Origin of the sequence: Mesorhizobium sp. M1273 (assembly GCF_040318195.1) — a bacterium.
Taxonomy (GTDB): domain Bacteria; phylum Pseudomonadota; class Alphaproteobacteria; order Rhizobiales; family Rhizobiaceae; genus Mesorhizobium.
Genome location: NZ_JAMYLV010000010.1, coordinates 101,663 through 112,926, shown reverse-complemented (window position 1 = coordinate 112,926; position 11,264 = coordinate 101,663). Strand labels below are relative to the sequence as shown.

At 61.1% G+C, this 11,264-nt stretch carries 8 protein-coding genes and 4 pseudogenes; 2 read left to right on the top strand and 10 right to left on the bottom strand.

The genetic code is table 11. The features are described from left to right. Positions 1–11: 11 nt before the first annotated feature. Positions 12–509, top strand: a pseudogene (locus NKH30_RS13570) (substrate-binding domain-containing protein); the annotation flags it as partial. A 218-nt stretch (positions 510–727) separates the two neighbouring features. Here the strand turns inward: NKH30_RS13570 and NKH30_RS13565 are convergent. The 9 genes and pseudogenes from NKH30_RS13565 to NKH30_RS13525 all read right to left on the bottom strand — a co-directional run bounded on the left by NKH30_RS13565 (position 728) and on the right by NKH30_RS13525 (position 10,138). Beyond that, the gene (locus NKH30_RS13565) at positions 728–2,605 is read right to left on the bottom strand and encodes a GAF domain-containing sensor histidine kinase (protein ID WP_352995768.1); all 1,878 of its coding nucleotides are present in this window, start codon (positions 2,603–2,605) and stop codon (positions 728–730) included. Positions 2,606–2,695: 90 nt separating this feature from the next. Further along, positions 2,696–4,012, bottom strand: a complete 1,317-nt coding sequence (locus NKH30_RS13560; RefSeq protein WP_352995766.1) for a hypothetical protein — start codon at positions 4,010–4,012, stop codon at positions 2,696–2,698. A gap of 38 nt (positions 4,013–4,050) precedes the next feature. After that, positions 4,051–4,428 (bottom strand): hypothetical protein, encoded by a 378-nt coding sequence (locus tag NKH30_RS13555; protein ID WP_352995764.1) that lies wholly within the window; start codon positions 4,426–4,428, stop codon positions 4,051–4,053. Continuing rightward, positions 4,425–5,174 (bottom strand): sigma-70 family RNA polymerase sigma factor, encoded by a 750-nt coding sequence (locus tag NKH30_RS13550; RefSeq protein ID WP_352980438.1) that lies wholly within the window; start codon positions 5,172–5,174, stop codon positions 4,425–4,427. Before NKH30_RS13550 ends, NKH30_RS13555 begins: the two co-directional genes overlap by 4 nt. A 413-nt stretch (positions 5,175–5,587) precedes the next feature. After that, on the bottom strand, positions 5,588–5,863 hold the full coding sequence (locus NKH30_RS13545; RefSeq protein WP_352980439.1) for a hypothetical protein: 276 nt from the start codon (positions 5,861–5,863) through the stop codon (positions 5,588–5,590). A 1,130-nt stretch (positions 5,864–6,993) separates the two neighbouring features. Then, positions 6,994–8,208 (bottom strand): IS91 family transposase, encoded by a 1,215-nt coding sequence (locus NKH30_RS13540; protein ID WP_352995762.1) that lies wholly within the window; start codon positions 8,206–8,208, stop codon positions 6,994–6,996. 10 nt (positions 8,209–8,218) lie between these two features. Further along, positions 8,219–8,920, bottom strand: a pseudogene (locus NKH30_RS13535) (tyrosine-type recombinase/integrase). A gap of 520 nt (positions 8,921–9,440) precedes the next feature. Further along, positions 9,441–9,880, bottom strand: a pseudogene (locus NKH30_RS13530) (DUF411 domain-containing protein). 42 nt (positions 9,881–9,922) lie between these two features. Then, entirely contained in the window at positions 9,923–10,138 is a 216-nt protein-coding gene (locus NKH30_RS13525; RefSeq protein ID WP_502911463.1) for a DUF411 domain-containing protein, read from the bottom strand. Positions 10,139–10,425: 287 nt separating this feature from the next. On the opposite strand from NKH30_RS13525, the pseudogene NKH30_RS13520 reads away from it, so the two are divergent. Beyond that, positions 10,426–10,797, top strand: a pseudogene (locus NKH30_RS13520) (heavy metal translocating P-type ATPase); the annotation flags it as partial. 104 nt (positions 10,798–10,901) lie between these two features. Here the strand turns inward: NKH30_RS13520 and NKH30_RS13515 are convergent. Then, positions 10,902–11,258, bottom strand: coding sequence for a hypothetical protein (locus tag NKH30_RS13515; protein WP_352980442.1), 357 nt, complete (start codon positions 11,256–11,258; stop codon positions 10,902–10,904). Positions 11,259–11,264 lie beyond the last annotated feature (6 nt).

Here is an 11,264-nt window from a genome sequence, read left to right as displayed (position 1 = left end):
AAGTCGATGCACCGTCCCTCACAAGAGAGCGGTTGATCGGGGTGGCGTTCATGATGGTCGCAGCGCGCGATCACCCCCTTGCGGAGATCAAGGGGACGGTTCCGAAATCGGAACTGGCAAAACACGTGCAGCTCGTGCTGACCGATCGGTCCGATCTGTCAGCTGGCCGCGAGTTCGGGGTGATGTCGTCATCAACCTGGCGGCTAGCGGATCTCTTCGCCAAGCACTCCTTTCTCCTCAGTGGCCTTGGCTGGGGCGGCATGCCGCTGCATGCCGTCCAGCGTGATATCGCTGAAGGGAGGCTGGTGGAGCTATCAATCGAGGACGTTCCGCCGGGCGGGCTCATATTGCCCATGTCCGCAGTGTATCCGACATCTGCGCCGCCAGGGCCTGCTGGCCGTTGGCTCATCGAGCGCCTGAAGAGTTGTCAAACGAGGCTGGCGCCTGTCGAGGGAGTTCCCACCGCGGCTTTGTGTCCGCCCGATGCAGGGCGGCCCGATCAAGGCTGATTCACGAAAGACGGTGAAGCCTGGGTCCTTCGGTCGGTAAAATCGTGGCTTTAGCGCGGCTGCGACGAGCGCATGCCGTCCAGGTTCACCGTCCGCCACCCCTGATCGTTCGCGGCCTCACTGACGCGGCCGTCTGCGCGCGCCATCCTCGAAACTCGCCCCCTGCTGCGCGAGCGGGTTCGTTCTGAACTCGCGGTCGGTTGCCTGTCTCTTTAGCATCACGACGCAGTATTTGCGATCGCCGGCAGGGCGAATTGAACGCTGGCGCCGCGGGGCAGGTCCGCGCTCGCCCACAATCGGCCGCCGTGCGCGTCGATGATCGAGCGGCAGATCGACAGTCCCATCCCCAAACCACTGGGCTTCGTCGTGTAGACGGCCTCGAAAACGTGATCGAGAGTCTCCGGCGCCAGTCCCGGACCAGAATCTCTGACCCCTACGAGGACGTCGCCGAGGTCAGTCCTCCGGCTGCTGACAAGCAACTCTCGCGTCCCGTCGCTGGCGCCGCTCATAGCTTCGACGGCATTCACGATCAAATTGAGGATCACTTGTTGCAGCTGTACCCGGTCGCCCTCGATGAGCGGCAAGCCGTCCGCGAGGTCTGCCTGCATTGAGATGCCGTTCTTCACCGATTCGCCGCGGGTGAGCTCAATCACTTCGCGGATACCCGCGTTGATGTCCCAGCACTCTTTCCTGGGCGGCGCCTTCTTGATGTGATCTCGCATCCGGTCGATGATGTCTCCCGCTCGATCGGCATCGCCCACAATACAGCCGAGCGCATCCCTGACTTCCCCCAGATCTGGCGGGTTCTTGTCCATAAAATTCAGGGCGGCACACGCGTTGTTACGTGCTGCGGCGATCGGTTGTTTGACCTCGTGTGTAATCGAGGCCGAGAGCTGACCCATGGTGGCGACGCGGTTGGCGTGCGCGAGCTCCATTTGCACCTCGCGGAAGGCCTCTTCGGCGCGCTTACGCTCGGTCAGATCGAGCACGAACGCCACACCCTGATCTCGTTGTTCGTCGAACGCGGCCGAGCCGATTAACACGGGCACCCGGCTGCCGTCCTCGCGCACGTACTCGCTTTCATAGGGTTGGACCGCCCCGGTCGTGTCCACACCGTCCAGGGCGCTGGCGGTTCTGTTGCGCCATTCCGGCGGCGTCAAATCGGTCCAGCGCATGTTTCCTGCGGCGAGATCCTCTCGGTCGTATCCCACCATCTTGAGGAAAGCGTCGTTAGCTTCGATGATTTCACCCTTCCTACTCGAGATGAAAATCCCGATGATGTTAGCGTCGACTAAGCGCCGGATTTTCGCCTCGCGTTCTGCGACGTCACTATATAATCGGGCGTTCTCCAGTGCGATTGCCGCCTGTGAGGCGAGCAGCTTCAGCACGGCGATCCGCGCCGGCGTGAACACATGCGACGCCAGGCTATTTTCGAGATACAGCACGCCTATCAGCTCGGCCTGTTTCAGCAACGGCAGGCATAGAAGCGACCGATTCTGTTTGCGGTCTATATATTCATCTTCGGAAAACGCGTTCTCCTTGCAGGTGTCATCCAGGATCACTTGGCCCTGAGTGTGGATGACTTGCTCAAGGATCAGGACGGGCAATTCCGATGGCGTTACCGGCGTTCCGAGAAGACGGACCCTGACGCCATCGCGACCGCTCCTCGCTTCCGCCTCGATGTGGCATTGGTCACCAACCGGAAGAATCAGCAGGCCGCGGTCGGCCCCCGCATGCTCGAAGGCAATAACCATCAGCCTCTCGATCAACTTCTCGAGGACGATCTCGCCGGCCACGGCCTGCGACATCTTGATGACCGTGGCGAGATCGAACCGCTCGACAGGCGTCTCGATGGTCGGCCTTGGAGCCAATGGTGCTTGTAGTCGGACTCGGGGGTGGCTCTGGTCGAGCTGTGTGACCTTAGCCAGGGCTCCCCACCGGGCGTAGCAGTCGCGGGCTTCGTCCAGATAGGTATCTGCCACCTTTTCGAGACCGCGCAGGCGGTAGAATCGAGCTGCCAATTCGCTGGCGAGCGCCTGGTCCTGGAGGAAGCCGTGCTCCGCGGCCGAGCGGATTGCCTGCTCGTACAGCCGCATGGCCTCGATGTCTCGTCCTTCCAGGCGTGCCCATTCCGCCGAAATCAGGACGTGTTTATGCGTGAACGTCGCCGGGCAGCTCTCCGCCCATCACTGAAACGATGCCAGGTGTTCGGTAAGATCCTTGCGAAGCGCTGCCCGCCTCTCGGGCGAGGCCGCTTCAAAGACCGCAGCAATAGCGAGAGAATGATAGAAGCAGTAATCCATCGACTGAAGATTGAGGCGCGCCGACCAGAGAATCGGCTCCGCCTTGGCGGCAAACTCAAGGGCTCTCTCCGCGTTGCCCAGCAAGAACTGCCGCTGCAATTGCAGGATCCAGTGAAAGCAGGCAACGAGAGGAACGCCGCCCCGGAGCACCCGCGCTTCGAGCGCCGCCTCGTCGAGGAGTGCACCGCTCCCCACTCCGCCGCGAAGGCTTTGCACGAAACCCTGGATGCTCAAAATGACCAGCTGGCCGAACTTGTATTTGCGGACGAAATCCAGCGCACCTGCCGACTCGAGCCACACCTGGTCGAGAGGATCACCGCGCGCCATCAAATCGGTGAGGCGATGCTGACGGGTGAAGCAGGCGTAAACCATCTCGCCGGTTTCCCCGACGGATCGGATCGCCGCCTCGAGGCAGGTCAGAGCGTCTTCGATTGGACGCGTCCAGAGGACCGCCATTTGCATGAGGAAGTGTGCGCCCGCCTTTTGCGCGGTGAACCCGTATCGTTCGGCAACCGCGACCGCCAACCGAGCAAATGCCTCCCCGTCAGCGAAGCGATGGAACGCCGGACCAAGGACTGTGGCGACCGCACCATAGCCGATCGCGGCATACTCGCTTGTGCCGTAGCGACAGGTCAGCTTGACCATCCAGCAGGAAATCATCTGGTACAGGTCTAGGTCAACATGATAGGCTAAATTACCCAAGCCACTAAAGAGCTTCATGACCGCCCGCATCTCCGGGTCGTCCATCATAGGCAGGTCGAGCAGGCTCTCGATTGGCCGCTCGCCGAGGGTCCGGCACATCTCCGCGTATACTTCTCGCATTTGTTCCGGTATAGGAGAGTCTGGCATGTCGACGCCGAACATTCGCAGGCATTCGAGTGCCGTGCGGATCGCCGGAGCGTAGTTGCCTTGCCTCAATTGCAGAAGCATACGCAAACGACAAATCTCAGCATGATCGATCTTAGACCGCGCCTTGATGAGCAGCACCTCCACGAGTCCCGCGGCCTGCTCCTGGTTCGAGCTAAGGATCTCGCATTCCGCCCGTTCCAGGAACAGGTTCAACGTCAAGTCATAGGATCTTTGCCACCCGTCGTCCGACAGAACGGTGAAGCCGGCTGCGAGATAGGTGGAGGCCGCAGCATAGGCGGTCGAGGCTTTCGCCTTGCGCCCTGCAACAAAATTGAGTTCGGCCGCGCGCATCTTCTCGGGCCACTCGGAAATGAGCGCTGAGCCCAGGTTCAGCTGGTTGACGAGGTCGTAGTCTTCTCTGCGATCCTCTCCTGCACGGTCTCTGCGATAAGGAGGCGTGCGATCCGCAGATGGAGTTCGGCGCGACCTTCCGGCGGAATGAGCGCATAGGCGGCTTCCTGAACTCGATCATGAAAGAACCAGTAGCTTCCCTCGATGGGGATGGCGGCGCCGGCGTGAACCGCGTCGCGAAAACTTGCATGCATCGCTTCGTCAGATTCGCTGCGTAGCCTTGACAAGGTCGCAAAGGACCACCGGGCAGAGTCGCCCGCGCCAAGACAGATTTCATCATAGAGGAATGGAGCTATGCGCTTGTCGTGCCTAATCAGGATGCCAGCCGTCTTGGTCGTGCTCTGACATTCGCTCATTCCGTCGTCACCGTGATCATCTTGCGACGCGAGACGTCGTCCAGAATCGATCGCAATTCCTCTCTTCCCCCTGCAATCCGCAACGCAAGCGTGCCGAGCGCAATGCCAAGCACGTTCGCTGCGTCGGCATAAGAAAGGCCCTCAACAGCAACCAGCGTCAGCGCAGCGCGTCGCTCTGGGGCAATCTGCTGCAGGGCCGACAGCATCTCGGCCGAGGTAATCTTATCGGGCTGCCGCGCCGGACCGGCGACCGCGTCAATAGTCTCGGGCATCAGCGCCTCGGCATGGACATGGCGCTTGGTGCGACGCAGCCGATCGACGAAGAGTTGGTGCATAATCGTGAGCAACCGGCGTCTCGGCGAATCGCCCGATCTCCAACTCTCGAGACGAGTCAGCGCCTTTTCCAAGCAGTCCTGCACGAGGTCGTCCGCCGCGTCGCGGTCACGCAGGAGCGAGCGCGCATAGCGGCGCAGCCGAGGGATCTCCTCGATGATGGCGTGCCTCAGTGACGCCACAGGATCTCGCGCTCCGCCGTGCTCCGCCTCGCATCGGCATTGAGGTCGCTCATGGATGGTTCGGTGCAGGTTGCGGTCTTGACGCGTTGGCCGGCGATGTCTACGCCTCCTGGGCATGCTCGAGCTCGCTTCGGTTGCTTCAAGGAGCCGCACAAGGTTGTTTGCCAGGGAGCCAAACTCGAGATCGATCGAAGAAGAAACGTCTGCAGCATCGCCGTATGGCCTTTCCATATCGAAACCTCACAAACATTCCGAATTTCATGTGCCGCACTCAAAGAGAAACGAAACACGGGTGTCGGCCGTGGTGACGTGCAGTTTGACGATTTGGAATGCCGCGATCAATTGCACTCGTGTGGCGCGGAATAGCGTCATGGTTCACAGCGCTGAACTTTGGATTACACGAAGGACGGCACATCGAATGAAAATCACCACTGCCAGTGCGGCTTCGACTTAGGAGTGTTGGGCCCCACAAGCCCCCCCGCTGTCTAGGCACAGATTGAAACGCCTGGGAGGAGATACCTGCAGATACTAACATGGATTTTTCAGCGACTAGGAGGCATTCACACGTAAAAAAAAAAGAGGTACGTAGCGGGGCAATGGCGGGCCAACCGGCCGCGCCATTTTGTTCGGTTATGAACGCAGTCTTAGTTGTGGCCTCCGAGTGTATTCACGTTCGCGCAGAAGGCCGTGAACGGCTGCTCTATCTCGCCCGCGCATTCACCCTTCATCTGTGCCTGCTTTTCGGCCGGCATGCCAAAGAAGGCGGCCTTAAATTCTTCGAGCGGCTTCATGGTTTTCATGCTGGCATCAGTGTAGAACGGCCTCATGGTGTTCGGCTCCTTCAGTGCGCCGGCCAGCGCCTGACCACCAAAAGTGGAAAGCGCAAGTGTTGCGCCGAGACAGATAGCTTTGATGTTCATGGATGTCTTCCTTCTGAGATAAGCGGTTTCCCCAACGACAGCCAACGTTGGTATCGATGAAATAGATATCATTCCGGCTGTCGTATTTCCTGTAGGCGCACGTTTTGTCTATTTCTGCCTGAAAGGCGGCCACAAGCGCGCCGTTTCGTTCTGGGGAAACCCCGCCGACCGCGCACGAGGCGGCGGCGGAACTATGCAGGGTTAGTTGTCTGCTCACATTTTTTAATTCACGCTTCGCACAGCTCTCTCAACGAGGGTTGTCACTTCCCATTGGCTGCATTTCATAGATCGCGTGGCAACGCTTGACTTCAGCAACAGTTGCGCCGGTCCGCTGTGACATCCGGCGCTGGACGGAAGGTGGGATCATCTTGTCCTCCGTCGCAACCCGATAGCGGCTCGGCTTGGTCCTCCGGGCCGGGTCACTGACTGTAGCGGATAAGCAGCCACGCCCACAGCAGCGGCTGCGCCCTAGATAGCGCCAGACATCGCGCCATTGGATCATCGCGGCGGACAATCTGAGGCCAGAAGGCGCGGATTCTGCTTCGCCTGGCGTTGGCACTAACATCAGAACCGCAATCAAATTCAGCGAATATTTGCGATGTACTAAACGTCTCAAATCGGATCCGGAACCGGCCGATTGAGGCACCCCTGTGAACGTCCGAGATGTCAGGTCACGACGATGCTAGCGCCGGCCGTAATGTACGCTCCTGAAGATTTGCATCCTGAAGCTGCCGGTCCTCTAAGGGCCCAAAAGTGACATCAAGATATCGGCTCGGTGTTGGCCGCTTCTGTGTAGGGTTACGGATGCCGGCCAACAAAGGTGTTGGCTTGGCGCGAGGGCCGGCGTCCGAAAGCCTCCAGGGAAAGAACCCGCGGGATGGAGGCTCGGTTTCGGCGCTATGGGGATTTGACGGTTTCGCTTGGTCCGCGGTGGGTGCACTGATGCGCCTGACAGGTAGGACTGCTCAGGTTGACGGGCGCGCGCGGCCGGCCGAGGCGGCGCATGATGCGGTGTAGCGGTTGAAAAGCGGGCGATTTCGGTGCGCTTGGGCGGCGGCGCGCGAAGCCGTCCATCCGGGGACGATAAGGTCCCTCGGCAGAGATGATGCGCGGTGATGAGCGGGGCCCGGTCATAATGCTCGGGCTCCTCTTGTCGAGCTGCCGGACGGGGGCGCTCTGGCATCGCCGCGGCGCTCGAAGGTTTCGATGATGATCATGCGACCGCCGCAGCATGGACATGGCGGCCGCCAATCGGTCGGGGCGGCAGCATCGGCGCTATTGGATCCGCCGCATTCGACCTTGGGCTGGGGTGCGGCGAGCAGTTCGCGAGCGCGCGCGATGTCTTGCTTGGCGTGCGCGCTGGCCAGCAGCCCATAGTGGCGGATGCGGTGGAAGCCCTTGGGCAGGACATGGAGCAGGAAGCGGCGGATGAACTCGCCCGGATCGAGCGTCATGGTCCGGTAGCGCTCCTCCCCGTTGCGACGATAATCCTTGACGCGGAACGTGACGCCGGCCTCGGTGAGCGCTATCAGCCGGCTGTTGGAGATGGCGACGCGGTGGGTATAGCGCGACAGGTAGGCCAGCACCGCCTCGGGCCCGGCGAAGGGCGGCTTGGCATAGACGAACCAGTTCTTCTTCTTGAGCGGTGCCAGGAATTGAGCGAAGGCACCGCGCTCGCTTAGGCCGATGTGATCACCGAAGAACTTCAGCCGGCTGGCGGCGTGGGCCTCAGTGAGCTTGTCGAGGAAGAGCCGCCGGAACAGTCTTGAGAGCACGCGCACGGGCAGCAAGAAGCCGGGCCGGCAGGACAGCCAACGCTCACCGTCGAGAGCGATGCCGCCGCCGGGCACGATCATATGGACATGCGGGTGATGCGTCATCGCCGAGCCCCAGCTATGCAGCACAGCGGTGATGCCGATGCGGGCACCGAGGTGCCTGGGATCTGCGGCGATCGTGAGCATCGTCTCGGACGCGGCGCGAAACAGAAGGTCATAGATCACCGCCTTGTTCTGATAGGCGATGTCGGCGATCTCGGCCGGCAGGGTGAAGACGACATGAAAGTAGCCGATGGGCAGCAGATCGGTCTGGCGCGCGGCAAGCCCCTCCCTTGCCGCCGCACTCTGGCACTTCGGGCAATGCCTGTCGCGACAGCTGTTGAAGGCGACGCGGCGATAGCCGCAGTCCTCGCAGGCCTCGACATGACCGCCGAGGGCTGCGGTGCGGCAGGTCTCGATCGCGGACATCACCTTCAGCTGGCCGAGGCTCAAGTGGCCGGCATGGGCTGCGCGCCAGGCGGCGCCATGGCGATGGAAGATGTCGGCGACCTCCAGGGACGGGCGGCGCACCGCCGCCGCGTCAGCTGTCCGGTCTCGTCTCCTCGTCTGCCTGCAGCCTGATCCGGTCGAGCGGGCTTATCACGGTGTGGATCGTCTTCGTGGCCACGTGGGCATAGAGCGCGGTGGTATTGAGCCGGGCATGTCCGATCAGGACCTGGATGACGCGGATGTCGACGTCCTGCTCCAGCAGATGGGTGGCAAAGGAATGTCTCAGCGTGTGCGGCGTCACCCGCTTCTTGATCTCGGCGGCCTCGGCTGCGGCATGAACGGCGCGGTTCATCTGCCGCGTGGAGAGCGGCGTGATCGGGTTGCGGCCCGGAACCAGCCAGCCCCGCGGCAACATCACGCCGCGGCGTTTGCCCTCACGCTACCAGGCGCAGAAGGCCGAGCAGTTGCAGCGACAGCATGGCGTGGCGGTCCTTGCGGCCCTTGCCTTGTTCGACGCGGATCAGCATGCGCGTCGAATCGATGTCGGCCACCTTGAGCGCCACGATCTCCGAGACCCGCAAGCCGGCGCCATAGGCCGTGCCGAGGGCGGCCTTGTACTTGGGCCCAGGTGCGGCTTCGAGCAGCCGCGCCACCTCCTCGACGCTCAGTACCAGCGGCAGCTTGCGCGGCTGGTGGATGATCGTCAGACGACGGGAAAGATCGGCCGGTCGAGCGTCACGGTGAAGAAGAAGCGCAGCGCCGAGACCGAGCTGTTGATCCCCGGCGGCCGCATGCCAGCCTGCGTCTGGTGCAGTTGGAAACGCCGCAGATCCTCAGCCGTCGTGGTATCAGGCGAGCGCCCGATGAAGGCTGCAAACGTATCGAACGGGATTATTGTGGATCAGACAACACGACATGATTCATGTTATCTATCAAAGACTTGCAATGCGCCTCTGGAGAGGTGGTGCCGTTAACTGGGGCATGTATCGAGTGACCACCTGTGATCGTGCGCGCTTGGGCATGATCGCATTTGCTCAGTACTCTGACGTCCCGATCAACTACGGATTCCGAACGCTTATCTATCTAGCCAGCGACCTCGGAACGACTGAACTGCCTCTCTGCTACTCTGGCGGTGCCGCCTTTTCCCGCGGCATTTCGCGTGTGGGTCTGCAGACGACAAGGATCGATTTGTCCCAGCGATCCAACTCGCCGCTCGGATAGAGGATTGCTTTGCCGATCTTGAGGAACGATGGCCCGATCCGCATGCAACGCCAGTTGCGAAGAGTCGATATCGGCAGACATCGCGGTTGCCTTCAGTCCGTTGCGTAGACGGTCGGCGCCTTACCGTCCTTGGTGAAGGCGTAGACGATGAAAGGACCAGACTTCTCGCCACCCATGCCGGGAGCGCCGGTCGGCATGCCGGCCAGCGTGATGCCGGTGATCGCGGGCCGTTCCGTCGAAAGCTTTTTGACGATATCGACCGGCACCAGGCCGTCGACACATAGCCGTCGACCATCAGCGTGTGGCAGCCTTCTAGGTCAGCCGGCACGCCCGCATCGCTGCTGATCTGGGACAAATTGTTGACGGGCTTGATGTCGACCTTGAAACCGTTGTGCTCCAGATACCTGGCATAGGATTCGCAGCAGCTGCATTGCGGGTTCTTGTACATCACCGCGCTAATGGTCGCCGCAACAGCAGGTAACGGTATAGCGATCGCGACCGCGAAGGCGGCGAGGGAGTAGGTCAGTTTCATTGCAGTTCTCCTTGAATGAAAAATGAGAGATCATGTCGGCCGTCACTCGGTCGCGTAGACGGTCGGCGCCTTGCCATCCTTGGTGAAGGCATAAATCGTCCAGGTCTCGGTCTTCTCTCCGCCCATTCCCGGCGAACCCATCGGCATGCCAGCCAAGGCGATACCGGTGATGGGAGGATGTTCGGAAAGCATCTTCTTGATCAGATCGACCGGTACGACGCGAGGCCGATGGAGCGCAGCGGCATCGGTTCTCGTCATTGCGATCTGCGAATTTGTCCCGGCACGCGGAATGCGTGCAAAGACGATTAGACGCGAAAGCCGCCTGCCTGGGACAGGGACTTTGGCGTCAGATCAGATTGCTGGATCTGGGAGGGTATGGGTCGGGCAGCGAACTTCGCCGTGCAGGAACGAGGTCGGCAAGCGGGTGGTTGCGCAACAGGCGGTACCACCCTCAGGCGCGATCCGACGATCTCCCATCAGTTCTCGACAAGCATTGTAGTTGCATGAATATATCGGCCATGGATACGCCGGCTGCATCTTCATCGCAGCGCATTGTCGGCGAGTTGAAAGGGCAGGGGCTGACGGTCGCCAAGGTGGGCGACAGCATCAACGGCGCGCCGGCGCACGCCGCCGCTGACATCGGCATTGCCATGAGCGGCGGCACCGATGTTGCCCTGGAAATCGCCGACGCCGCGGTCCTGCATGGCTGGGTCGGAGACGTCGCTGCGATGATAAAGCTGTCTCAAGCGACCATGGCTAATATCAAGCAGAACATCACGATGACGCTAGGGCTGAAAGCGGTGTTCCTGGTGACGACCATAGCAGGCATCACCGGCCTGCCGAGCGCCATCCTGGCCGATACCGGGCCGACTGTGCTGGTGACGGCCAACGCCATGCGGCTTCTGCGTTGGAAGGGTGGGTGTAAGGCCGGGCCCTCTGAATCAGGATGCTCGATTGTTGCCGGAGACAGCAGCGCAGGTCTTGCGCGATTGGCCGCATCGCCTGACGGAAATGTGAGCGCTTAGGGGCTTTTCTTGCACTGCACCAAATGCCATGTAGCCGGTGTGAAATTCTGGACCGTATTCCCCCGCCTGCTTTCGATTCTGGCCGTCTTGAGCCTTCTGACCGCGCCGATGGTGACGCCATCCGCTGCGATGATGATGGTTGTCGATCCGGCGACGACAATCGCGGATATGGCGTCGATGTCGGACGGCATGCCGTGCCCTTCGGACCAGAAACAGCCATTACCTGATTGCCAGAAGTCCTGTCCGCTCGCGACCTTATGTGTCGCCAAGTGCTTTCCGAGTGCGTCGATGACCGCGGCAATCACGCTGACCCACTTATCTGGTGCTGACGTGATCGCGCCTGGCAACGACATTGGACG

Coding starts and splice junctions, on each gene's coding strand:
- NKH30_RS13550 (WP_352980438.1), bottom strand. CDS start 5,174: ATGGAAAGGCCATACGGCGATGCTGCAGACGTTTCTTCTTCGATCGAT.
- NKH30_RS13560 (WP_352995766.1), bottom strand. CDS start 4,012: ATGCGCGCGGCCGAACTCAATTTTGTTGCAGGGCGCAAGGCGAAAGCC.
- NKH30_RS13515 (WP_352980442.1), bottom strand. CDS start 11,258: ATGTCGTTGCCAGGCGCGATCACGTCAGCACCAGATAAGTGGGTCAGC.
- NKH30_RS13555 (WP_352995764.1), bottom strand. CDS start 4,428: ATGAGCGAATGTCAGAGCACGACCAAGACGGCTGGCATCCTGATTAGG.
- NKH30_RS13545 (WP_352980439.1), bottom strand. CDS start 5,863: ATGAACATCAAAGCTATCTGTCTCGGCGCAACACTTGCGCTTTCCACT.
- NKH30_RS13565 (WP_352995768.1), bottom strand. CDS start 2,605: ATGCGGCTGTACGAGCAGGCAATCCGCTCGGCCGCGGAGCACGGCTTC.
- NKH30_RS13525 (WP_502911463.1), bottom strand. CDS start 10,138: ATGACGAGAACCGATGCCGCTGCGCTCCATCGGCCTCGCGTCGTACCG.